The 25,036-nt window shown below is 39.0% G+C and carries 21 protein-coding genes and 2 pseudogenes; 13 read left to right on the forward strand and 10 right to left on the reverse strand.

The window, feature by feature from the left end:
* Positions 1–385 precede the first annotated feature (385 nt).
* Positions 386–1,291, reverse strand: coding sequence for a LysR family transcriptional regulator (locus J7R10_RS03335; protein ID WP_010705463.1), 906 nt, complete (start codon positions 1,289–1,291; stop codon positions 386–388).
* 18 nt (positions 1,292–1,309) lie between these two features.
* Entirely contained in the window at positions 1,310–2,263 is a 954-nt protein-coding gene (gene trxB, locus J7R10_RS03340; protein WP_010705464.1) for a thioredoxin-disulfide reductase, read from the reverse strand.
* Positions 2,264–2,569: 306 nt separating this feature from the next.
* On the opposite strand from trxB, the gene J7R10_RS03345 reads away from it, so the two are divergent.
* Positions 2,570–3,964: a TrkH family potassium uptake protein gene (locus tag J7R10_RS03345; RefSeq protein WP_010705465.1), complete on the forward strand. Its 1,395-nt coding sequence runs from the start codon at positions 2,570–2,572 to the stop codon at positions 3,962–3,964.
* Between the two features lie 540 nt (positions 3,965–4,504).
* On the opposite strand, the gene J7R10_RS03350 is transcribed toward J7R10_RS03345, so the two are convergent.
* Positions 4,505–5,563: a glycosyltransferase family 4 protein gene (locus J7R10_RS03350; RefSeq protein ID WP_010705466.1), complete on the reverse strand. Its 1,059-nt coding sequence runs from the start codon at positions 5,561–5,563 to the stop codon at positions 4,505–4,507.
* Between the two features lie 6 nt (positions 5,564–5,569).
* Positions 5,570–6,043 carry a transcription elongation factor GreA gene (greA, locus tag J7R10_RS03355; RefSeq protein WP_010705467.1) on the reverse strand — a complete coding sequence of 158 codons (474 nt, stop codon included), beginning with the start codon at positions 6,041–6,043 and terminating at the stop codon, positions 5,570–5,572.
* 324 nt (positions 6,044–6,367) lie between these two features.
* Here greA and J7R10_RS10330 point away from each other — a divergent pair.
* The 3 genes and pseudogenes from J7R10_RS10330 to J7R10_RS03370 form a co-directional block, all read left to right on the forward strand.
* Positions 6,368–6,661, forward strand: a pseudogene (locus J7R10_RS10330) (SH3 domain-containing protein); the annotation flags it as partial.
* Between the two features lie 244 nt (positions 6,662–6,905).
* Positions 6,906–9,074, forward strand: coding sequence for an excinuclease ABC subunit UvrB (gene uvrB, locus J7R10_RS03365; RefSeq protein ID WP_010705469.1), 2,169 nt, complete (start codon positions 6,906–6,908; stop codon positions 9,072–9,074).
* Positions 9,075–9,791: 717 nt separating this feature from the next.
* On the forward strand, positions 9,792–10,517 hold the full coding sequence (locus tag J7R10_RS03370) for a BA14K family protein (protein WP_010705470.1): 726 nt from the start codon (positions 9,792–9,794) through the stop codon (positions 10,515–10,517).
* 69 nt (positions 10,518–10,586) lie between these two features.
* Here J7R10_RS03370 and J7R10_RS03375 read toward each other — a convergent pair whose 3' ends face one another.
* Positions 10,587–11,231 (reverse strand): MBL fold metallo-hydrolase, encoded by a 645-nt coding sequence (locus tag J7R10_RS03375; protein ID WP_010705471.1) that lies wholly within the window; start codon positions 11,229–11,231, stop codon positions 10,587–10,589.
* Between the two features lie 142 nt (positions 11,232–11,373).
* Here J7R10_RS03375 and J7R10_RS03380 point away from each other — a divergent pair, with 142 nt between their 5' ends.
* On the forward strand, positions 11,374–12,078 hold the full coding sequence (locus J7R10_RS03380; protein WP_010705472.1) for a response regulator: 705 nt from the start codon (positions 11,374–11,376) through the stop codon (positions 12,076–12,078).
* 7 nt (positions 12,079–12,085) lie between these two features.
* A pseudogene (locus J7R10_RS03385) lies at positions 12,086–13,429 on the forward strand (ATP-binding protein).
* 50 nt (positions 13,430–13,479) lie between these two features.
* On the opposite strand, the gene J7R10_RS03390 reads toward J7R10_RS03385, so the two are convergent.
* Together J7R10_RS03390 and J7R10_RS03395 are read right to left on the reverse strand one after the other, a co-directional pair.
* Positions 13,480–13,980 carry a type III secretion system chaperone family protein gene (locus tag J7R10_RS03390; protein WP_010705474.1) on the reverse strand — a complete coding sequence of 167 codons (501 nt, stop codon included), beginning with the start codon at positions 13,978–13,980 and terminating at the stop codon, positions 13,480–13,482.
* A gap of 364 nt (positions 13,981–14,344) precedes the next feature.
* Positions 14,345–14,602, reverse strand: coding sequence for an accessory factor UbiK family protein (locus J7R10_RS03395; RefSeq protein ID WP_010705475.1), 258 nt, complete (start codon positions 14,600–14,602; stop codon positions 14,345–14,347).
* Between the two features lie 279 nt (positions 14,603–14,881).
* Between J7R10_RS03395 and lgt the strand changes: the two genes are divergently transcribed.
* From lgt to J7R10_RS03415, 4 genes are all read left to right on the forward strand, one after another.
* Positions 14,882–15,760, forward strand: coding sequence for a prolipoprotein diacylglyceryl transferase (lgt, locus tag J7R10_RS03400; protein ID WP_026501302.1), 879 nt, complete (start codon positions 14,882–14,884; stop codon positions 15,758–15,760).
* Positions 15,735–16,817 carry a class I SAM-dependent methyltransferase gene (locus tag J7R10_RS03405; RefSeq protein WP_010705477.1) on the forward strand — a complete coding sequence of 361 codons (1,083 nt, stop codon included), beginning with the start codon at positions 15,735–15,737 and terminating at the stop codon, positions 16,815–16,817. Before lgt ends, J7R10_RS03405 begins: the two co-directional genes overlap by 26 nt.
* A gap of 81 nt (positions 16,818–16,898) precedes the next feature.
* A complete protein-coding gene (gene pgeF / locus J7R10_RS03410) occupies positions 16,899–17,690 on the forward strand; it encodes a peptidoglycan editing factor PgeF (RefSeq protein ID WP_010705478.1) in 792 nt (263 codons plus the stop codon).
* A 445-nt stretch (positions 17,691–18,135) separates the two neighbouring features.
* A complete protein-coding gene (locus tag J7R10_RS03415) occupies positions 18,136–19,068 on the forward strand; it encodes a ribose-phosphate pyrophosphokinase (protein WP_010705479.1) in 933 nt (310 codons plus the stop codon).
* Here the strand turns inward: J7R10_RS03415 and J7R10_RS03420 are convergent.
* On the reverse strand, positions 19,065–20,564 hold the full coding sequence (locus J7R10_RS03420; RefSeq protein ID WP_010705480.1) for an ATP-binding protein: 1,500 nt from the start codon (positions 20,562–20,564) through the stop codon (positions 19,065–19,067). The two genes, J7R10_RS03415 and J7R10_RS03420, sit on opposite strands and share 4 nt — an antisense overlap.
* A gap of 284 nt (positions 20,565–20,848) precedes the next feature.
* Here J7R10_RS03420 and J7R10_RS03425 point away from each other — a divergent pair, with 284 nt between their 5' ends.
* On the forward strand, positions 20,849–21,475 hold the full coding sequence (locus J7R10_RS03425; protein ID WP_010705481.1) for a 50S ribosomal protein L25/general stress protein Ctc: 627 nt from the start codon (positions 20,849–20,851) through the stop codon (positions 21,473–21,475).
* A 78-nt stretch (positions 21,476–21,553) separates the two neighbouring features.
* The gene (gene pth, locus J7R10_RS03430; RefSeq protein ID WP_010705482.1) at positions 21,554–22,138 is read left to right on the forward strand and encodes an aminoacyl-tRNA hydrolase; all 585 of its coding nucleotides are present in this window, start codon (positions 21,554–21,556) and stop codon (positions 22,136–22,138) included.
* A gap of 136 nt (positions 22,139–22,274) precedes the next feature.
* Here the strand turns inward: pth and J7R10_RS03435 are convergent, their stop codons facing one another.
* Positions 22,275–23,018 carry a L,D-transpeptidase gene (locus J7R10_RS03435; protein ID WP_010705483.1) on the reverse strand — a complete coding sequence of 248 codons (744 nt, stop codon included), beginning with the start codon at positions 23,016–23,018 and terminating at the stop codon, positions 22,275–22,277.
* A 280-nt stretch (positions 23,019–23,298) separates the two neighbouring features.
* On the opposite strand from J7R10_RS03435, the gene ychF reads away from it, so the two are divergent.
* A complete protein-coding gene (ychF, locus tag J7R10_RS03440) occupies positions 23,299–24,402 on the forward strand; it encodes a redox-regulated ATPase YchF (protein WP_010705484.1) in 1,104 nt (367 codons plus the stop codon).
* Positions 24,403–24,535: 133 nt separating this feature from the next.
* Here ychF and J7R10_RS03445 read toward each other — a convergent pair whose 3' ends face one another.
* Complete coding sequence (locus J7R10_RS03445) at positions 24,536–24,976, reverse strand: PRC-barrel domain-containing protein (protein WP_010705485.1); 441 nt, start codon at positions 24,974–24,976, stop codon at positions 24,536–24,538.
* Between the last annotated feature and the right edge of the window lie 60 nt (positions 24,977–25,036).

Here is a 25,036-nt window from a genome sequence, read left to right on the forward strand (position 1 = left end):
ACTATGCCTCTCTGTCAAACCTGACATATTCCGCAATGGTCATCACAACCCAAATGATCTTTAAAACTTCTTATCACACCTCGATGTACCGAAAAATATTGGATATCCATAAAAGTGATATTTTTTTATCATCTGCCAAGATATCTGCATTTTTAGGTACTATCCTAAGAATCAAAAAAAAGCCGGACAAATCGCCCGGCAAATTTGGAAAATCCCCAGAGATAAAATCAATCCGAAAGACTTTCATAAGGGAACACTCAAGAAAATGCAATGGGAGGCAACATAATCAAGAGATAATACTCTATGTCATTTTATAAGGAAAAATACAATAAAGACTTCAGCGTATCTGCTATGCAATAAACACATAGCTTAAAATGTTACACCATTAAAAAGACCACTGACGCGCTTTTAAAAAAATATAATCTCGAAAAGCTTTCAACTTAGCCAAATTCTTTAAAGCGTAAGGGTAACAAAAAAAAGTATCAAAGGAAGGAATATCAACTATATCAGGAAAAAGACGTACGAGTCGCTCATCATTATTCACAATATAATCAGGAAGCACAGCAATACCAAGATCACACATAATCGCATTCTTGATTGAGATAATATTGTTGATTCGTAATACTGAAAGACGCAAAGATCCGTCATTTCTACCAGCCTTTTCCAACCAATTTAAACCAGATAAATAAGGTGGAACAGGTTCACCAAACGAAATAATACGATGCGCATCCAGCTCAGAGAGTGTTTCTGGTTTGCCATAATTCACAATATAATTCTCAGAAGCATAAACATGCATATGAATTGTAAAGAGTTTTCTTTGTATAAGATCAGGCTGTTGAGGCTGATGTAAACGAACAGCACAGTCTGCGTGACGCATTGTCAAATCAAGTTCCTTATCATCAAACAAGAGTTGAACCTGTATATCCGGATAAAGCCTAAGAAATTCTGGCATACGCTCCATAAGCCATCCTGCCCCCACTCCAAAGGTCGATGTAACACGTAAACTCCCTGTTGGCTTTTCACAACTTTCACTTAATTGCGAACGTGCACTCTCAAGCTTCATCAAAACTTCATGTGTTGTACGATAAAGAATTTCACCCTGCTCAGTTAAGATTAACCCACGAGCATGCCGCTGAAACAAGGAAACACCAACCTCCTGCTCTAAAGCTGAAACCTGTCGTGAAATCGCTGATTGAGATAAATAAAGCTTTTGGGCTGCATGGGTAAAAGAACCTGCCTCTGCCACAGCATGAAAGACCCTTAATTTATCCCAATCCAACGGTGATGTCACAATTGAATCTCCTATTTTCTACGCTTGCAGATCTAAAAAACGTTCCGCTTCCAAGGCTGCCATACATCCTCTTCCTGCTGCTGTTACAGCTTGACGGAACACCTCATCTGCGACATCCCCTGCAGCAAACACACCAGCAATGCTTGTTGCTGTTGAATCTGGTATAGTCCATAAATAGCCCCCTGGCTTTTGTTTCAGTTGTCCTTCAAACAAAGAAACAGCAGGATCATGACCAATGGCAATGAATATTCCCTCGGCATTCACCTTCATTTCTTGACCAGTCTTAACATTTTTAAGACGTGCACCGGTCACAACAGCTCCCCTTGAATCTTGAGCTGGCAAACCAACAATTTCTTCTACAACATGATCCCAAAGAACGCGTACATTATCATGAGCAAACAATCTATCTTGCAAAATTTTCTCTGCCCGAAAATAATCTCGCCGATGAACCACGCTTACACTTTTTGCCAAATGTGATAAATAAAGCGCTTCTTCAACGGCTGTATTTCCACCTCCCACAACAATAACATCTTTATTGCGATAAAAAAATCCATCACACGTAGCGCAAGCAGAAACCCCACCACCCATAAAAGTTTGTTCACTTTCCAAACCAAGCCAACGTGCCTTGGCCCCTGTTGCAATAATGAGGGCATCGCAACAATATTGCGTTCCTGAATCTCCATATAAGATAAAAGGGTACTTTAATAATTCAGCCTTTGTAATAGTATCATAGACAATTTTTGTACCCATATTTTCAGCTTGTTTTGCCATTTGTTCCATCAACCATGGTCCTTGAATTGAATCAGCAAAACCTGGATAATTCTCAACATCAGTTGTAATCGTCAACTGTCCACCCTGCTGTACGCCAGTAACCAAAACGGGCTTGAGCATTGCTCTCGCTGCATAAATCGCTGCTGTGTAACCAGCTGGACCTGAGCCAATAATAAGCAGACGAATACGCGACTGTACCATAGAATCCCCTTCATTTTTTCTTACTTAATTATTATAAATATAAAGAAATGGAGCCTTTTAAAAAAACATTTTTCAACAACTTAAATTATTGTGTATATGTAATCCTTTTTAAATGTAGTGAAAAGATTATCATCAATTCATCAAGGCACGTATAATATAGAAATTAATCTTTATCCTATAAAGAAAAAAACGTAAATTCTTATGAGCATAAAATTGTAACAAAAAGTCATACAAAGATAGGTAACGGTCATTTTTCAGTTTATTATCAATGTCTGTGCACGCTTTGCATTAATCATGGGAGGAGCAATGCTTCTGCCAATTTTTGTGGATTTGCACGACAACAATCATAATTGGATAATCTTTCTCTACTCTTGCGCCATAACCACCATGCTAGCAACGCTGATTCTTTTAGCAACGAGTGGTGCAACCTGTCGTTTTTCGGCACGGCTTGGCTTTATGCTCACTGTTTGTCTTTGGCTAACAGGAAGTGTTGTGGGTGCCCTTCCTCTTTATCTTTCTCCGCTACCAATTTCGCTAGCAGGAGCAATCTTTGAATCCGTCTCTGGAATTACAACCACAGGTTCCACAGTACTCACTGATCTTGACAATTTGTCACGAAGTATTTTGTTATGGCGTTCCCTCATATGTTGGATTGGAGGTATTGGCTTTATCGGTTTAGCTTTATTGCTTTTGCCTTCACTACGTGTTGGTGGAGTGCGATTATTTCATATGGAATCATCAGATAAATCTGAAAAAATATTACCCCGCATCAACCAAATTGCTAACGGAATTATCATAGCTTATGTTGGACTAACATTGGCTTGTATGCTTTCCTATTTTGCTTCAGGCATGAGCTTATTTGATGCCATCAACCACGCAATGAGCACAGTAGCAACAGCTGGTTTCTCAACCCATGACGCCTCTTTTGGTTATTTTTCTGATAAACCAGCTATTTTGATTGTTTCAACAATCTTTATGTTGCTCTCTGCCTTACCCTTTGTGCTTTATGTTAAATTAGTGCTTCCAGGTCACTCCAAACGCTTTATTGATCCACAAGTAATTGTTTTTCTCAATATTGTTTTCTTCTTTAGCTTTGCCTTAGCAGCATGGTTGCGTCTTCATGATCATCGCACCTTTCACTGGATTTTCCTCGATGTTATTTTTCACCTTTCATCTATTATAAGCACTACTGGCTATAGCGCAGAAGATTACCAACTTTGGGGACCTTTTGCACTTGGAATTTTTTTCATTATTTCTTTTACAGGGGGGTGTGCAGGCTCTACCTCTGGTGGTATGAAAATCAATCGTCTCATTATTCTTTGGCGTATTACACAAACCAATATAGCAAAACTTCTTTCGCCTAATGTTATTGTAAAAACACACTATGATCACTCAAATATATCCAATGACGTTGCCAAAGCAGTTTTGTTTTTTGTATGTCTTTACATGTTCTGTCTTGTTATCGGCACTGCACTTTTGCTCACAACTGGACTTGATTTTACATCTGCATTTACCGGAGTTTTAACCGCCCTTTCAAATATTGGTCCAGGTTTTGGAGATATTATCGGTCCTGCTGGTAATTTTTCCACAATTAATGATAACGCACTATGGATTTTGAGTTTCCTCATGCTCGCAGGACGTCTTGAGATTATAACCATATTTGTCCTTTTTATTCCCGCTTTTTGGCGTGAACAATTTTAATGAATAGCATTTAATTTTGTAATGATAAGAAATTGATACGCTCAATAATGTATGCATAAAATTGAACTTTAATTCAATCTATTGAAGAATCTTTAAAAACTTCACGCACTTCAGCTAAGTTATTTTAACAATGGTTTCTCTTTGAGAAAATAATCGATCCTTTATAAATACTTTTTTCTACTGTGGTGCACCTAATAGAATTTTTATTATTGAAAAATGCACAACCTCTCCTCTCAAGGAGCAATACAAACAGCTTCAAGAGTTCAGGTCCATAATAAAGAACAGCACTCTCTCTTTAAAAAACATTACAAAAGTAAGAAATAATCACCCTTTTACCTATGATCTCCATCATTCTGAAAACATAAAATTCCAATTCTTTTATGAAAAGCCCTGAGAGTTTGTCGTTACATCACTTCAAAAACATATCTCAATTTTATGACATAATATTTGATTATTGAACTGTTTCCTTGAAATATTTATTTATGGAAATCTTTAAAGAAGGCCATTCTTTCCACTTCTCAAGAAAATTTTCGGATATATTTAAAGTGTTTTCTCCGCAAACATTTCCTCGTAAACACTTCCGATTGCTGCCGCCTCCTTTTCCAAAGGGAAATGTGTACGAACATGGGTTAACGCTTTTTGCCCTGCTGCTAAGGTTTTTTCTAAATCAGCAAAATAAGGTTCAATGGCTTCTGTTAAAGCATCTCCATCTCCTACTTTCACAACCGTTCCTGTCCCCTCTACCACCAATTCTTTAAAAATCCCCACATCACTGGTCACGACAGCTGTTTGTGACGCCATTGCCTCCAATGGAGTTAAACCAAAACCCTCCATACGAGAAGGTGCTACATAAAGCGACAAGCGACGATACCACACCGGTATATTCAGCACTTCACCAAGAAAAATAATACGGTCATCCAAACCGGCTTCAGTAATCTTCTGACGCAATTTTTTTTCAAAATGATAATGTTGTTCTGTCGTACGACCAGCAATAAGTGCTGTCCACTCAGGATAGTGTGGTAATAATGTTATCATTGCATCCACAAACAAATCGATGCCCTTTAAATAACGCACACGGCCAAAACACCCCACCGCGTATTTTCCAGGAAACCCCGACGAAGAAAAACAATCTTCAACAGTTTGCGGTGGAGAAAAACGCCTAACATCCACCCCATGCATAATAACCTGATGAGGCACCTCTAAGTAAGTCCCCGTGCATGCACTGATAGCAATAACCTTATCCATACGGCGCAACAACCATTTGGTAAAAGGCTTATGATGACGTCGAGAAGCTGATGTAAAGATGAGCTTTAGCCTCATCCGCAAAACATCACGTAAAAAGACTCCACAAAGCATTTCAATATTGCGTCGTGCATGCCAAATACGAAAAGGCCTTCCCTTCGGACTTTTCCAAAGCCCAAAAAGATCTTTAAAAGTAAGAGCGGGCAAATTCGGCGGTAATCCAAAACCAAAAGTGGATATACACACACCTTGCTTGCGCTGTAATGGAATAAGCTGAACAACCGTAGACGTTACGCCCGATAAGCGCTTTTTAAAATGAGGAGCAATAATCTCAGTTTCTTTTAAAGACACACGCATAACAGTTTAGATATACTGAACCTCAATAATTTCATAATTATGGGCTCCACCAGGTGCATTCACTTCAACCACATCACCTTCTTGCTTCCCAATAAGTGCACGTGCAATAGGTGAGGAAATAGAGATTTTCCCTGTTTTTACGTCAGCTTCTTGATCACCCACAATCTGATAAACCTTTTTTTCTTCAGTATCCTCGTCCAAAAGTTTGATAGTGGCACCAAATTTAATTTTGTTACCTGAAAGACGCGAAACATTAATAACTTCCGCCCGCGCAATATAATCCTCAAGCTCATTGATACGGCCCTCATTATGACTTTGCGCTTCTTTAGCGGCATGATATTCGGCATTTTCTGAAAGATCCCCATGCGCACGTGCCTCAGAAATTGCTTCAATAATCCGTGGACGTTCCTGTTGTTGACGCCAACGCAACTCTTCTTTAAGACTTTCAAAACCAGCTGTAGTCATCGGAACTTTTTTCATAATCCGTCCCTTTCTGTTACACGGAAAGCTCAATAAAAACATAAAAAACGGCTTCCAAAATCACTTTTGGAATCCGAAAAACACAATTTATAATTATATAGTACAGCGTCCTTATTTTCCATATAAAAATAAAAAGGAAGACAAAGCACTCACCAAATTTTGTTTAAATAATTCCAATATTGGTGAGTGAAAATATTCAACTAAACTCTTATAATCAAAAGCTTAAAGAAGAAACAATTGTATTTTTTCTTCTTTATCATAATATAGTGAAGGAGAGCTTATAGGAAATGAAGAGAAATCTCTGAAGGGACCCTCTGTGGAAAAATGAAAAATTTAATATTTTTTCTTGTGTTTAACTTTCTCTTTCTAAACACAACGGCATCCAGAGCCGCAGAGGCTTTTGTTGTAAGCAATCTTAATTTGAGAGCAGGACCAGGAACACAACATGCGCTTCGTGGACTCATTCCTGCAGGGAAATTGGTCTTTGTCCAAACCTGTGAAGGAAATTGGTGCCATATCAGATATAACTCTCAAACAGGTTGGGTATCATCTCGTTACCTCGGATTTAAAGAAGGAAATGATCTTTATCATACATATGCAACATTTCTAGAAACAAATTGCAATATGCATGACCTTAATATCCGTAATCGGCGTAGTGAACATTTTTATGGTATAAACGAAAGCAGCTGTTATCACACTAAAAACGTCAAAAAACTCTTCAGAGAACCAATCAAATATCCTATGGAATATTCAATAAGCCGAAATAAAAATGCTAAATAACGCTTTATCGTTCTTTTGCTCAAACTGGTAAATGGAATATTTTCTTAAAAAACACATATATTTCTATATCAAGGAACAATGAATGAAAAATGGTGTTACTGCAACAGTTGAAGCTCTTTCCGCACTGATTGCCTCGGGGAATCCTCTTTTTAAAAATGGAGTCTTATGGACTCCCCACCGTCCTGTTCGCCCTGAAAAATCTGAAGGGGGCATTCCATTTCAACTCAACACATCCTTTGAACCAGCAGGGGATCAACCTAAAGCAATCAAAACTTTGGTTGAGGGAATTGAAAAGAATGAACGTACGCAAGTGCTTTTGGGCGTTACTGGATCAGGAAAAACTTACACAATGGCCAAAACCATTGAAAAAACGCAGCGTCCAGCTTTGATCTTAGCACCCAATAAAACTCTAGCGGCACAACTTTACGGAGAATTTAAAAATTTTTTTCCCCACAATGCCGTAGAATATTTTATTTCCTATTACGACTATTATCAGCCGGAAGCCTATGTTGCACGCTCTGACACTTATATTGAAAAAGAATCCTCGATTAATGAACAAATCGACCGTATGCGCCATGCTGCAACACGCGCTGTCCTTGAACGTGATGATGTCATTATTGTTGCATCTGTATCCTGTATTTACGGGATTGGTTCAGTAGAAACCTATACTGCGATGACTTTCAAAATAGAAAAAGGTGACAAACTCAATCAACGAAAATTACTGACTGATTTAGTTGCGCAACATTATCGTCGACAAGATATCAATTTTATTCGCGGTTCCTTTCGTGTCCGTGGAGATACAATTGAAATTTTTCCTGCCCACCTTGAAGATCGCGCTTGGCGTATTTCTCTTTTTGGTGATGAAGTAGAAACAATTACTGAATTTGATCCACTCACAGGACAAAAAACAGATAACCTTCAATCTATTAAAATTTATGCCAATTCACACTACGTAACACCGCGCCCCACATTAAATCAGGCAATAAAGTCAATCAAAATGGAACTTGTTCAACGCCTCGATGAGTTGAATGCAGCAGGACGTCTTTTAGAGGCACAACGTTTAGAACAGCGTACAATTTTTGATTTGGAAATGTTAGAAACAACCGGCTCCTGTTCGGGAATTGAAAATTATTCACGCTACTTAACAGGAAGAAAACCCGGTGAACCACCGCCAACCTTGTTTGAATATATTCCAAACAATGCTCTTGTGTTTATTGATGAAAGCCATGTCACGATACCCCAAATTGGAGGTATGTACCGAGGAGACTTTCGAAGAAAAGCAACCCTAGCAGAATATGGATTTCGCCTCCCTTCCTGTATGGACAATCGTCCTTTACGTTTTGAAGAATGGGATGCCATGCGCCCACAAACTATTGCTGTCTCCGCAACACCTGGACGCTGGGAAATAGAACAATCTCGAGGCATTTTTGCTGAACAAATTATTCGTCCAACAGGCCTTATTGATCCCTCAACAGAAGTTCGCCCAGCGCACAATCAGGTTGATGATGTTGTGAACGAAATTCGCAAAACGATTCATAAAGGCTACCGTACATTGGTAACTGTCTTGACCAAGCGTATGGCCGAAGATTTGACAGAATATCTCCACGAACAAGGTATCCGCGTACGCTATATGCATTCTGATATTGATACATTAGAACGCATTGAAATTCTACGTGATCTTCGACTTGGCACCTTTGATGTCCTTATCGGCATCAACCTGCTTCGAGAAGGCTTAGATATTCCAGAATGTGGTTTTGTCGCCATTCTAGATGCCGATAAAGAGGGTTTTCTGCGCTCTGAAACTTCACTCATACAAACAATCGGACGTGCTGCACGTAATGTAGATGGCCGTGTTATCCTCTACGCCGATACAATGACGGGTTCCATAGAACGAGCCTTACGGGAAACACAAAGACGTCGACAAAAACAAATCGCTTATAATGAAGAACACCATATCAAACCGACCAGTATCAAAAAAAATATCAGCGATATTCTTAATTTAGTGTGTGAAAATGAGCATACTCCTACAAATATTCCTGATTTCATGATGCAAAACAATAGGACCGGCAACAGTTTAGCACTTCATATTCAATATCTCGAAAAATCAATGCGTGAAGCAGCCGCCGACCTTAATTTTGAAGAAGCAGCACGCCTTCGTGATGAAATTAAACAACTACAGAAAATTGAATTGGCAATTGCAAATGATCCCTTAACACATCATAGCGAACAATCCATCCATGAAACTACATGATACAATAAAATCTTTTTGCTCAAAAATATTTTTCTAAGAAAGAGCTTAAGCAGGTAATTTCAACCAAAAGCTCCATCATTTTGGAGAATCATAAGATAAAAAGAAGATATCAAACTGTCTAAAATAGATCTCAGCTTCTCTAAAACTTGATAAAACAAGCAGTAAAAGAACCCTTTCCCATAAAATGCCCCCTTAAGGTCAATGATGTTCCAATTGAGCTAAAAAACAATTGAAAGAGAAGATTTCCGATATATAAAAACTTCCTATATAGAGTATCTGCATACAATTGTATCATGATCGCTTATCAGCCCTATAAAGGCAATCAAACAGGGCAGTGCTCTATAAAACAAAGAGGTAAAATAAGATTTTATGACCATTCTATAAGTCTATGATGACAAAATCGAAACCCTGTGTTCTCACATCTTTTGTTTAGTCTCTATTTATCAAAATGATGTAAAGAAAGTATTAGAGAGAGAATTTTTCCCTCAGCAATAAAAAATCAGCTGTTATCCATAAGAGTTTATAACTTAATCTGAGCAGAATATATTTTTTAAAACAAATTTCTATCACTATAGTATTCTATGATTTTATAAAATATACTAAACTCAATGGATTTTTATTCGTTTTGACATAATAAAGTCTAAAATTGTTCAGGCTCTATTCAGTTTGAGATGTGTAGGATGTGAAAAAATACGAATTTACATAAGGAGTATCGCTATGCAAAAAGTGATTAGGCTAACAGTATTATCCGCAGTATCAACAGCAAGTGTTTTGACGCCACTAGAGACAACACTTGCAGACAAGTCATGGACTCATAGTGATCATATTTCAAGAGAAATAGATAGACGAATGCAGAGTGTAAATAAAAAAATAGATGATACGATGAGGAACATGCGGGTAGGCACCCATTTCCCTTCTCACAACTCTAGCATCCGTTCTAATCATTCTAGCTCTCATACAGCTTTTACGAAGTATCACCCTTCTCATTCTTCTGAGAGACATCACCACCATCATAATGTTGACCATAGAAGGACAGAACACAGTCATCATCATATTGAAAGCAAGACACATCGTTATGTGGAACGTCATACGACAACGAACCGTAATATTCATGTGAATTCTGGTAACTCCGGTGATGCTTTAGCTGTAGGTATTTTAGGACTTGCGACCGCTGCAGTTTTGGGTAAAGCTCTCAAAAAACCAGAACAGCCTCAAATTATCTATCAAGCCCAACCACAAAATCAGATAATTTATCAAAAAGGTCCAAAAAATCAGGTGGTTTATAAAGTACAACCACCAGTGCAAAATCCACCACTCAACCAATCTTCAAAAGCTAAGTGGCTTGAATATTGCACAAAAAAATACCGTTCATTCAACCCTAAAACAGGAACTTTTCGGGGTTATGATGGCTTAGATCATCCCTGCTATGCTCCGGTAGATTGAATTAACTTGGTAATTAACATAACATTATAAAAAAACCCGCTCTCAAGCGGGTTTTTATGGATCTTTCTCTTAAATTTCTTGAAGAAAAGGATTGTTTTGGCGCTCATAACCTATGCGACTTCCTGGCCCATGTCCGCAAAGAAAACAAACATCATCACCTAAAGGCAAAACTTTTTCTCGAAGAGATGTCATTAATTTTTCATGAGAGCAGAATGGAAAATCGGTGCGTCCAATAGAGCCACGAAAAAGGATATCACCCAAGAGGGCAAAACGTTCTTTTTCACTGAAATAAATGACATGACCAGGAGAATGTCCTGGTGTGTGAAAAACCTTGAAGACATGTCCAGCAAAATGAACGCACTCATCATCTTCTAACCATTGGTCAGGAATACAAATGCGTGTGTCAGTGATGCCATAATTTTTTGCACTTTCTCTTGCCGCATCCATCACAGGCTTATCATCGCGATGGGAACCAATAATTTTAACACCAAGCGCTTGTTTTGCCTGCATTGCAGCTCCCACATGATCAAAATGACCATGTGTTATCCAAATAGCTTCAACAATAACACCACTCTTTTCAATCACTTCTTGAATGCGAAACCAATCACCACCAGGATCAACGAGAACACCCACTTTTTGTTCATTATCAAAAAGCAAAGTGCAATTTTGTTGAAAAGGTGTAACTGGAATAATATATGTGCTAAGCTTTCCCATGATATCCTTTTCAAAAGTAAGATTTCTCAACTTACAAGCAGCATTCTTCTCCTGTATAGGAAAATAGCCTTCTCAACAGTTTTATGCAAGTTATGTAAAGTTGGGCTTTATTTAAACTCAATTTTTGTCAAGGTTTTGAAGAATGACCGATCACATTCAAGTTTTATGTGACGATGCCCCTCACCTTCTTGTGATTGATGATGATACTCGTATTCGCAATCTTTTATCTCAATTTCTCATGAAAAATGGATTTCGTGTTTCAGTCTCAGCCAATGCCGATCAAGCAAGACGACAGCTCGCAAGCTTAGATTTTGATCTTCTGATAGTTGATGTCATGATGCCCGGCGAGAATGGCATCAATCTCACCTCTTCATTATGTCAGACAAAAGATATTCCCATTCTCATGCTCACAGCTTTATCAGAAATAGACAATCGTATCGATGGCCTAGAAGCCGGAGCAGATGATTACCTCGCTAAGCCGTTTGACTCTCGTGAGCTTCTCCTTCGTATCAATGCCATTTTGCATTGTGGTTTTCCGCTGAACCAACCCAAAATTGAGCAGATCGTTTTTGGACCTTATATATTTTCAATTTCACGACGCGAACTTAAAAAAGAAGGAGAAATTATTAAATTGACAGAGAAAAAACAAGAGATGATGTCTATTTTTGCGGAAAATGCGGGCAACACAATTGCCCGCCATAAATTTGTAACGGATGACAGCAATATCAGTGAACGTTCTATTGATGTACAAATCAATCGTCTTCGCCGTAAGATCGAAAAAAATCCAACAACCCCCATATGGCTCCAAACGGTGCGAAGAATAGGTTATAAACTCACAATTGAATAGACATATAATGATCAAACCTTTAAAAAAATTTGTCCGATGGTTAACAAAGAAAATGCCTAAACGGCTTTATGCCCGCTCTTTGATCATTATTATCGCTCCTATGGTACTCCTGCAAACAGTCATTGGCTACATCTTTATGGAACGCCACTGGCCAAATGGTGACAGAACGTCTTTCAACCGCTGTCGTCCATGATATTTCTGCAATTATTGATATTATTGAAACCTATCCGCAACAAGAGAACTATGAAGAGATTAAGCGTATTGCACAACAGCGCATGGGGTTAAACATTTCTATCCTCCTCCCCCCCAGCTCCTCTTCCCTCTCCAGAGCTTAAACCATTTTTTGCCATTCTTGATTATTTTCTCAGTGAGGAAATTACCCACCAAATTAACCGTCCCTTCTGGATTGATACAGTAGGCGATTCTGATCTTGTAGAAATCCGCATCCATCTTGGTCATCATATCTTGCGTGTTTTTGCACTATGCAGCCAAGCCTACGCTTCCAATACCGCTATTTTTTAAGCTGGATGATAGGAACAGCTCTCGTTTTATTGCTGATAGCAATTTACTTCTTGCGCAATCAAATTAAACCAATTCAACAATTAGCTGAAGCAGCGGAAAGTTTTGGACGTGGTCGTCCTTTGCCAAAAGGATTTCACCCACAAGGCGCTGATGAAGTCCGTCGTGCTGGCATTGCTTTTCTACGCATGCGTGAACGTATTGAACGCCAGATCGAACAACGCACTATGATGCTCTCAGGTGTAAGTCATGATCTAAGAACCATTCTTACACGTTTTAAACTTCAGCTAACGTTAGTCAATACTGACTTTGATATGAAACCACTTGAGCAAGATGTGAGCGACATGCAAAATATGTTAGAAGATTATCTTGCTTTTGCCTGTGGCGAAGGAAGTGAAAGTGTTAAAACCTTTGATTTAGATGCTCTTATGCAAAAATTCTCCGCCGACGTCCATCTCCACAAACGTCAATTTTCCTATAGTATTGAAGGTCTTACACACATACAAGTACGGCCTCGTGCCTTCACCCGCCTCGTTAATAATCTTGTATCAAATGCATTTTGTTATGCGAACACTGTCCACCTAACAGCGATATCCAAACAAGAATCCCTCATCATAACTATCGACGATGATAGTCCTGGAATTCATGAAAATATGCATACAGAAGTTTTCACGCCATTTTTTAGACTCGACAAAGCACGAAATCAAGATGCAAGTGGAACGGGTCTTGGCCTTTCTATTGCACAAAATATAGCACGTAGCCATGGAGGCAATATTCAATTAAATGATAGCCCTTTGGAGGATTGCGCGCTATTCTTGATATCCCCCTCTAAAATATTATACAAATTGTCTATCAAAAAAACTGTAAAAGAAATTTAATAATTTAGGCATTCCCTATAGTTTCAAACAAAGTGTATTGCAGTGCCTTACAAGCACTTTCCCCGCACAAAGCAACCATCTGAAATGCAACATAATAGCTTTCACAAATTTTAAGCGCATGTATCAACAATGTTTCAACCTGTACATGAGATGGATGCACCCCACCAGCCAGAAGAAGCCCCTGCCGATAAATAACCGAATTATTCCCTTGCCAGTAATCAAAATGTCCGAGCAACAATTTTTCATTAATTGCCAACAATAAGCGATGCATTTCTGTTGTTCGAGCACTTTCAATAGCAAGATCAAAGGCACAAGCTAAATGAAGAGCCTCCTGCTCTTCCATCCATGAAAAAGCGAGGCGATAATTTGTCCGCTTCCCTTCCACACAAACACTGATCTCATCTTGTACATCCCGCTCAAATGACCAATCATATTTGCAGGCAATCTGTTCAATAAAGTCAACGGGATGCTCTACCCTTTCTGTGGCGCAAAATGCAAGCCTCATCATAAACCCTCAATTATATTAAAACATTGTCAACAGAACATAAACCGCCTAAACTGTAACAACATCTTGCTACAATCAAAGCTTCTACACCAAACAAATACACATTAAAAACAATCGACAGTACACACTACCCAGAACATAAGAATGCTTCCCGTGGTAACTCGATAATAACAAAACGAATCATCAAGCCCTTCCAGTGTATTGATACAATTTCAGAGTACTAGCCCCCCTGATTGAAAAAAATGTTTTCTACAAAAAACAAATCAAAAAATAAAGAGGCAATCTGCTCTAACAGACTCAGGATTAAGCATTTTTTAGTTTCACGCATCACATTGAAAAATTGGGGATATTTTTTCTAAGACTGTTATTTTTTTTGTGTCTTTGTTTTTTCTAACGCGTCAAGACGTTTTTTCAAATCAGCATTATCGGCATATGCTTTCAGTACCATTTCCTTAAAAGTCTCAAACTCTTCACGTGACACAAGATCAAGTTTATTGGCTATCTTTTCAGCTTGCGAACGAAAAGCTGTTCCTGCTTCCCGTCGTATACCTTGTGCAACACCAGCTGCATCCGTTGCTAATTTTGCTAATTCATCAAGAATACGATTTGATCCATTACGCATGAGATTTTCCTTTAATTAAAATGTCTGACACAGGCATTATAGCGTATTTTCACAACATTTAGATATGATTTTTGTTCCTTTATATCTTACAGATTTTATTTTACCACGCAGATTTTACCCTAAGTTTTTTACACTTCTTTCACCATCATAAAGTTTTAGCTCTAGAAACCAGTGGAAACCCACCACTCTCCTAGCTTGACCATTGCGCATTCATCTGTCATTCCTGTGTTATTTCTGACCATTATCTATAACCCTATATAATGTGAAATGCCTAACTCTATGAACAATCTTTCTTGTCCAGCCATTGCTTTTCCATCTTTTCTCAATCCCGTAATTATACAGTTAGGCCCCATATCTCTCCATTGGTACGGACTTGGCTACGTAGTGGGCATTCTTTTTGCTTGGTGGTATGCGCAAAAATTATTAAGAAAACAATCTCTATGGTATGCAAATCACCCTCCTATGGATGAAGAAAAGATAGGAGACTTTGTTGTCTGGTCTGCCATCAGTGTCGTTGTTGGTGGTCGCTTAGGACAAGTGCTTATATGGGATCCCAATTATTATTTTAGCCATCCAAGCGCAATCGTCGCAGTATGGGATGGAGGAATGTCCTTTCATGGAGGACTGATAGGCATCATCATTGCAATGATCTGGTTTGCCCGCAAAAACAATATCAATATACGAGCAATGTTTGATATAATTGCTGCAGGTGCTCCTATTGGTGTCGGCATTGTAAGAACATGTAACTTCATTAACCAAGAATTATGGGGCAACGCTACCACAATGCCTTGGGCGGTTTGTTTTCCACTAGATCCCTATTATTTACCGCGCCATCCAAGCCAACTTTACGAAGCATTCACAGAAGGGTTTGTTCTTTTTATCACTTTATCCTTCATTATTTTTGCTTTCAAAGCGTTAAAATGCCCTGGCACCGTAGCAGGGACATTTATTATAGGCTATGCAATAGCACGAAGCATTTCAGAAGTTTACCGCGCTCCTCAAGAAGATCCAGAATGGTTTGCTACCCTGTTTCATTCTACTGGATTTACCTATGGTATGGCTTTATCTCTTCCTATGCTTTTTTTAGGGCTTTATCTGCTTTTCAAAGCCTTTAAACACAAGTCTACAAAAAATGGTTACCCTCAAAGAAAAAATTAAAGAAATTATTGCGCTTAATGGACCAATCACAGTCAGTCAATATATGACCTTAGCCCTTACTGATTCCCAATTTGGCTATTATCAAACGCAAAAACCCTTTGGGCGTGCTGGTGACTTCATCACAGCACCTGAAATAAGCCAATTATTTGGAGAGATGATTGGCATTTGGGCCCTTGCAAGCTGGAAAGCCCAAGGTTGTCCGAAACCTTTCATTCTCGCTGAAATGGGTCCAGGACGTGGAACGCTCATGGATGATGTTCTGCGTACTATTCAAAAATTATCGACAACAGCATTTCATGCTGCTGAAATTTTTCTTATTGAAATAAGCAAAAAGCTCATCGAAGAACAAAAAAAACGTCTTTCTTCATATCAAAAAAAAATCTATAATATTCAAAGCTTTGATCAAATCCCCTCAAAGCCTCTCTTCTTAATTGCTAATGAGTTTTTCGATACACTCCCCATCAACCAATATATTAAAATCAATGGAAAATGGAAAGAACGCCGTATTTCAGTGAATCAAAATGGAAACTTCATCTTTATTGCTGTTCCAGATAAACTTCCCTCTTCTTGCTTACAGTCTTATTGTTCTGAAATAGCTGATGGAACAATTTTTGAACATGCGCCTGCACGACATCAATTAATGCAACAGATAAGTCACCACTTAGTCCAAGTAAAAGGTTCTGCTTTGCTTATCGATTACGGCGTTTCTGATCTTGCCTTTGGCGATACACTACAAGCTGTCTCAAAACATAAATTCCGTGATATTTTTGAAGCTCCAGGCGAACATGATTTAACATCCCATGTTGGTTTTTCTTTTTTAAAAACAATAGCCCTTGAACAAGGCTGTTTTGCTGAAATTCTAGAACAAGGAGAATTTCTTTTAAAAATGGGGTTGCTGGAACGCGCAAAACAGCTTGGAGCAGATAAAAGCGCTACACGGCAAGACAAAATCCGCCAAGATATCGAACGATTAGCCGGTCCAGATCAAATGGGCAAATTGTTTAAAGTCTTACATGTGAGTGATAAAAATATACCTTTGCCTCCTCAATTTTCATGACCAGCAATAATGCTTATTGACAAATGCATCTCACACACCATTCTTACTTTGAAAATAGCTATCCCTACTTAAGGAACTTTTATGAATCCCGTCCCTGTTCCTATCCTTGCAAAAGAGCTTTCTGCTTTACACGTGCATGGGATAAAGCATGGCTTTTTTACACGTCAAGGAGGTGTTTCACAAAGCCTTTATCAAAGTCTGAATGTCGGCAAAAGTTCCAATGATCAACCTGAACATATTGCACAAAATCGTCTTTTAATTGCTGATTATTTTGGTGTTGAAGTGCAAGATTTAGTGACTGTCAATCAAATACACTCCTGTGATGTTGTCGTCGTTGATCAAGCTTTTATTGATGTTCCTCCTAAAGCAGATGCTCTTGTTACCACCACACAAGGACTCCTCATCGGCGTTCTTACAGCAGATTGTGGTCCAGTTCTCTTTGCTGATCCACAAGCAGGTGTTATCGCCGCAGCACATGCTGGCTGGCGAGGAAGTTTAAATGGAATTATAGAAAAAACAATTTCTGTTATGGAAGATCAAGGAGCAAAAAGACAATCAATCATTGCAGTCCTTGGACCTTGTATTGGTCCTTATCACTACGAAGTAACAAGCGAATTTTACAACCAATTTATTGATCGCCACAGCAAGTTTGAAAAATATTTTCTAAAAACAGATAAAGTCAATCATCTTCGCTTTAACCTATGGGCATTCATTATGGAGCAATTAAAAGAAGCAGGAGTCCACGCTTCTTGTGTAGAGCTTTGTACCTATCAAGAGGAACAGCGCTTTTTCTCCTATCGTCGTGCAATACACCGCAACGAACCTGATTATGGACGGCAAATTTCTGCTATTATACTGAAAAATGATAGATAAACGTCTTTTTTGACTAAAAAGAATACCAAAACTACCCCATAATTTGCTTATCTCAATAACACAAGAAGCTTTCTTATACTGTGCTACTGTGCCTTTTATTAAAAAATGAGCCCTTAACTTACAGGATATGAACGCTTTTGCTCATATTACTTTCAAGAGTTGGTTGTGAGAAAAGACAAAACATTTCATATATTTTAAGACAGTATACATATTGAAACCGTTCTTTTATAAAGTAAAAAAGCTTCATGAAGATGTATTTCCTTACCTCACGGTCAAAAAACTTTTCTTTAAAAGTAACAAAAATTTTGGAAAAAGCGAAAACCAAATGCATAACTCTTTAACAATGAGAGATAAAGTTGTAATGCTTTTGTAATTGTTTCCTTGCACTCTGGTAACAAGAAGAAGTTAAAAACCGTCTCTCCCGTGATCATTCAGAGGTTCTACTATGAAACTTTTCTGTGGCAATTCCAACCCACGCCTTGCTGAAGATGTTACAAATTATTTAAATATTCCCTTAGGAAAAGCGACCGTGAAACGCTTTGCTGATCAAGAAATCTTTGTAGAATTGCATGAAAATGTACGCGGACAAGATGTGTTTGTTTTGCAATCCACATCTTATCCTGCAAACGATCATCTGATGGAATTGCTCATCATGATTGATGCTCTTCGCCGTTCTTCAGCACGTCGTATCACGGCTGTTATACCCTATTTTGGTTACGCCCGCCAAGATCGTAAACCTGGACCACGGACCCCCATTTCCGCAAAACTTGTTGCCAATCTCATTACTGAAGCAGGAGCACACCGCGTTTTAACATTGGATCTCCATGCAGGACAAATTCAAGGTTTCTTTGATATTCCAACAGACAATCTCTATGCTGTTCCGGTTATTGCACGGGATGTCAAAATGCATTACTCTCTTGAAAATGTTATTGTTGTTTCTCCTGATGTTGGTGGTGTGGTACGTGCGCGTTCCCTTGCTAAACGCTTGAACAGTTTGCTAGCCATTGTTGATAAACGTCGTGAACGTCCTGGTGAATCAGAAGTTATGAATATCATTGGAGATGTATCTGGAAAAGATTGTCTTTTGCTTGATGATATTGTTGACTCAGGTGGAACCCTCTGCAATGCAGCAAGCGCTCTCCTTAAACATGGTGCTAATAGTGTTACAGCTTACATTACACACGGTGTTCTTTCTGGAAGTGCTATCGAACGCATTACCAACTCAGAAATGAAAGAATTGGTTATTACAGATTCAATTATGCCAACAAAAGTAATTGAAAATGCACATAATATTCGTGTTTTACCAATTGCGGACCTCATTGGAGAAGCAATTGCAAGAACAGCAGCAGAACAATCTGTTTCAAGCTTATTTGGTTAAGCTGGTCCCTTGGGATCTCCTGGTGCTGTTTCTACACCAAGTTCAGGAAAAGCTATAATGCGCTGACCGTTGAAATGTGTATGAATAACAATGAATCCGCGTTCTTCAAAGTAAGTTAAAAGTCGGCGAGCTCGGCTTAAAGAATGTGTCCCATAAAGGCGTGCCAAAAATGCATCTGATGGGCATGGTTTTCCACCTAAAGCAGCCTGTGCTACATGCAAAAAAACGCCTTGGACATCATCTTCCAAACTTTCTGAGAGATGCAAAATGCGTTTCCAGCTTTCACTTACCGCAGTTTCTTCGTCAACGAAAGCCTGAGCAATAGCCAACTTACGCCGAAATTGCGAAAGATTTAAAAGATCTCCTGAGTGACCATGAATACGACAACGAACCAAAAAATCTTGATAAAGCACCGCTGTTGAACGATAAAAAGCTTCAGGATCATCAAGAATTTCTCGAATAACACGTTCTACTTGGAGATCACGATCAACAACAGAAAGTTCAGGAAATAAGCTTGGTTCTTCTTCTAACAATTCTTGTTTTTTATGCACCGCCTCTTCTAACATCTCGTGAATTGATTTTTCTCTCACCGGCTCTCGTGATTGCTTAAAAGGAATTAAAACTTCTTCCGGCGAAGCAGTAAAAACGAGTTCCTTTGCATCGACCCGCTCTGTTGGAAGGGGCATTAATTTTGGGCTAGAAGACCGTGCCAATGTTTCGACAGGACCAATGATAATGGGTAAAGGACGTCGTGATAAAGCGGGACCCAAAGCTATAAAATGCCCTCGCTCAAGATCTCTAAACATTTCCGCTTGGCGACGCTCCATTCCCAAAAGATCAGCAGCCCGTACCATATCAATATCTAAAAAAGTTCGCCCTATTAAAAAATTTGATGCTTCAGCAGCTACGTTTTTGGCAAGTTTAGCTAAACGCTGAGTCGCAATGACACCGGCAAGACCACGTTTGCGCCCTCGACACATAAGATTGGTCATAGCACTAAGCGAAATCTTACGCGCTTCATCAGAAACCTCTCCTGCCGCAGTTGGAGCAAACAATTGTGCTTCATCAACAACAACAAGCATGGGATACCAATAATTCCGTTCCACATCAAACAGTGCACCAAGAAAAGCACCAACAGCGCGCATCTGTTGTTCAGTCTCCAAACCTTCAAGATTGAACACCACCGAAACCCGATGTTGGCGAATGCGATGGGCAATACGTGTCAATTCGAGTTCGCTGCGTTGCGCTTCAACGATCACATGACCAAATTTATCTGCTAAAGTTACAAAATCACCCTCTGGATCGATCACACAATGTTGCACCCATGAAGCGCTTTGTTCAAGAAGACGACGAAGAAGATGTGATTTTCCTGAACCAGAATTGCCTTGCACAAGAAGACGCGTCGCCAATAATTCTTCCAAATCGACAAATGCCGGCACTGATTTATGCAAAGCTCTACATTCTGCCGTCTCACCCAAGGCAATCTCAACCTTCATAACATCTCCAGTATTTGATTTTGAATATATCAGCTAGGATTTATTTATTCCCCATCACAATCATACTTGTAACATTTCCTCTTATCCAACGATAGAAAACATCAAATTTTCCCACAACTCTTGCATCTGTGAAGAGTTTGAATTATAGACAAGTCTTCTGCGTAGACACCCTTGGAGGCAGCGCAGGATGGAGCAATCGCTATTAACAGCGTATATCTTCATATTCATACAAAAATTACTGTTGGTTTTTGATGGATCTCCAATCATATAAAAGGACTTAAATTATGAGCAAAAGCTATACTCTTAAGGCCGAAATACGCGAACGGGTTGGTAAGGGGTCCTCCCGTGAACTTCGTCGTAACGGTCTTATTCCTGCTATCATTTATGGTGAAAAACAGCCCCCTTTGGCAATCACAGTTCCCTATAAAGAAATTTTCTACAAAATTCATGCTGGTGGCTTTCGTACTACCATTGCAACTCTTGTCATTGGCAAACAAAAAATTACGGTATTACCAAAAGATTACCAACTCGATCCAGTACGTGACTTTCCCCTCCATGTAGATTTTCTACGTATTTCAGAGAAATCTGTTGTGGAAGTGAATATCCCTGTGCACTTCCTCAATGAAGACACAGCTCCCGGACTTAAAAAGGGAGGTGTTCTTAATATTGTCCGCCACGAAATTGAATGTACCGCTCCAGCAAATGCTATTCCTGAAGCGATTGAGATTGATCTCGCCAGCTATTCTATTGGTGATTCTATCCATATTTCAGCGGTGCAGCTGCCAGAAGGGGTTACTCCAGTCATCCAAGATCGAGACTTTACCATTGCAACTATCGCAGCTCCTGCTGGTCTGGATATCGGTGATGAGGCTCCCGAACAAGAGAATGAAGAAAACAACGACAAAAATTGATTATTTTAGCAGGCGGGAGTTTTCCCGCCTTAACTTATAAGACATTTATGAATTCCTCCCACTTTATTGAAGGTGCGCATGTGGCTTATTGCTGGTCTTGGCAATCCTGGTTCACAATATCAAAATAACCGCCATAATATCGGTTTCATGGCTGTTGATGCCATTTATCAGACCTTCTCTTTTTCTCCATGGTCTAAAAAGTTTCAAGCCGAAATCTCCAATGGTTTTATAAATGATGAAAAAACTTTTCTTATAAAACCTCAAACTTTCATGAATCTCTCTGGCCAAGCCATTGGTGAAGCCTTGCGGTTTTATAAATTAGACTTAAAGAATTTGATTATCATTTATGACGAGTTAGACTTACCACCGGGAAAAGTACGTGTAAAAATCGGTGGAGGCAATAATGGACATAACGGTATAAAATCCATTGATGCCCATTGTGGTACTAATTATTGCCGTATACGCTTAGGAATTGGACGCCCCAATTCCAAAGAACTTGTTTATAAGCATGTTTTGGGCAATTTTACAAAATCCGACCAACAATGGCTGTCCCCTCTTTTAGAGACAATTGCAAAAAACATCATGCTTCTCATAAAAGGTGACCAATGTCTTTTTATGAATGAAATCGCACAAGCAATAAAAAACAAAGATCTGCTCTCATAGTCCATTCTCTGGAAGACAAAATAAATCACACGTCATACAATTCCTGTGCAGAATGCTCTCTTTTTTTGAAAAGAAGAGCATTGAGCAAAAAACAAAAAACATCAAATGATGCTAGCCGAACGCATCCTGCTTGGAATTAAAAAAATCCATCTGGATTAATAGTAGACTGTAGCGGATCATACATATTTGATTGTTGACTTAAAACTCTAGATGCAGCGTCATTGCGTTGCAATACCACCACGCGCGCGCCAACAGGAACACGATCATAAAGATCAATGATATCTTGATTAAGCAAACGAATACATCCGCTTGAAATAGCACGACCAATTGACCATGACTCGTGTGAACCATGAATGCGGAAAAGTGTATCCTGCCCATTTTTGAAAAGATAAAGCGCTCGTGCACCCAATGGATTATCAGCTCCTGGTGGCATTCCTTTCCCCAAATGACCATAACGTTCTGGTTCTCGCGCCATCATTGCAGCCGTAGGAGCCCAATTTGGCCACCGGCGCTTGCGCTGCACAACCCCCTCACCTTCAAATGCCAATCCTTCTTTACCAACCCCAATACCGTAACGCAAAGCTTTCCCATTTTTACCAATAAGGTAAAGGAAACACTCCTGAGTATCTATAACCAATGTCCCAGGTGGATAAGACGTATAATAAAGCACTTCTTGGCGCCAAAACTTCGGTTCAATAGTCGAAAGATCGATAGCAGGTAATAAGTAAGGCTCATTGGTTACAGGTCCGTATAAGGCCTGCATTTCTGCTGGAATATATCGAACTTGTTGAGAAGGAACAAACGACATATCTGAATGACGAGTAGCACATCCAACCAAAGCCAAAAGCACTGCAATTAAAAAAGCACAACGAGATAACACTCTTATATTTTCTCCAATTAATTCTTTATGCGGATTGGCATACTATGAAAAACTTAGCGTATTATTAACGTTAATTTGAAAGTCCCTTATTATGAGAGAAAAGGCCTTTAAATATAATCAAAAAAAGCCCCCCTCTTCTACATAGACTTTTTTCTTATCTACAGTAACAGAAGACTATGACTCTTCTTAAAATGTGCTATAAAAACGCCAAAGACACTTTATTTTGACCATAAAATCAATAGAAATCTTGATCATAGAATGAATAGAAAAGAAGACACTCATGGGTTTTAAATGTGGTATTGTGGGATTACCTAATGTTGGTAAATCAACTCTTTTTAATGCGTTAACAAAAACAGCTACAGCACAAGCTGCCAATTATCCTTTTTGTACAATCGAACCCAATACCGGTGAAGTCGCTGTTCCAGATCTGCGAATGGAAAAAATTGCATCTATCGCTGGTTCAAAAGAAATCATTCCCACACGCATCAGTTTTGTTGATATCGCCGGACTCGTACGAGGCGCTTCAAAAGGCGAAGGCCTAGGCAATAAATTTTTGGCCAATATCCGTGAAATTGATGCTATTGTCCACGTTTTACGCTGTTTCCAAGATGATGATATTACCCATGTAGAAGGACGTATTGAACCTGTTTCTGATGCCACAACTGTTGAAACAGAACTTATGCTTGCAGATCTTGAAAGCTTAGAGCGAAGAATCGTACAAATCCGTAAACGTGCAACCGGAAAAGATAAAGAAGCTCTCACAATTCTCCCCATGATGGAAGCAGCATTAAATCTATTGCAAAAAGGAAGCCCTGTCCGGTTACTCCTTAAAGAAATCTCTTCCGATGAACGTCGCATCCTCGATAATTTGAATCTTTTAACTTCCAAACCCGTACTGTATGTCTGCAATGTGAGTGAAAATGACGCTGCTCATGGAAATAGCTTTACAAAAATGGTTGAAAAAATAGCAACAGAGCAAAATGCTCAAAGCATTATCATTTCTGCTGCTATCGAAGCTGAAATCACCCAACTTAATGATGCAGAAGCCTCAGAATACCTTCATGCTTTAGAACTCTTTGAACCGAGTCTCAATCGCCTCATTCGCGCTGGCTATTCTTTGCTTGACCTCATTACTTATTTCACCTGTGGACCTAAAGAAACACGAGCTTGGACAATTACGCGTGGTACGAAAGCACCTCAAGCAGCTGGTGTTATCCATTCAGACTTTGAACGTGGCTTTATTCGCGCTCAAACTATCAGCTATGAGGATTATATTGCTCTGGGTGGAGAAAATGGCGCAAAAGAAGCTGGAAAAGCCCGCGATGAAGGCAAAGAATACATTGTACAAGATGGCGATATCATGCTGTTTAAACATAATACTTAAAACCCACCTCGTCTCAATATTTCATCTTGAAGGATATAAAATTTCATAGGGAAAACTTGTTGCATGACCATAAAAAACAATGCTGTCATATTATGGCAGCACTGTTCTATCACAAGAGAATGGAAATACAAAATCAGCGTGTCCAACGTCCTTCGTACTTAAATGTTGGAGCCTCTTTTAAAGAATCCCTCGTTGCATTGGTAATAAGCTTCCATTTGCCATAATCATTTATCATTTGGATTGTTTCTGGAGAAATAACCACATAACTTTCTCCTATCCCAAGAAAACCACCAACAGCAACAACAAATCCCGCAATATTATTTTCACGCAAAATAATATCTTTTACTTCACCAATATTTTCATTTTCTACATTGTATATATTTGCACCAATAAGGCTTGAAGCAACAAAATCAGTTGCTAAAGGTGTAACATAACGCACAGATACATCTGACCGCACCTGTACGATACCCGTCGAAGAAACCATTTCAGGTGCAGAAGGTGCTGGGAAAGACTGAGCATACGCACTAGAAGCTATCAAAACTGACATAAGAGTCGTACATACAATTTTCTTCATTTTAACATCTCCGTTTTCACTTTGCTTTTAATTTTATAAAACTCAATGCATCATAAACAG

The organism is Bartonella vinsonii subsp. berkhoffii ATCC 51672, assembly GCF_902825225.1.
GTDB lineage: Bacteria > Pseudomonadota > Alphaproteobacteria > Rhizobiales > Rhizobiaceae > Bartonella > Bartonella berkhoffii.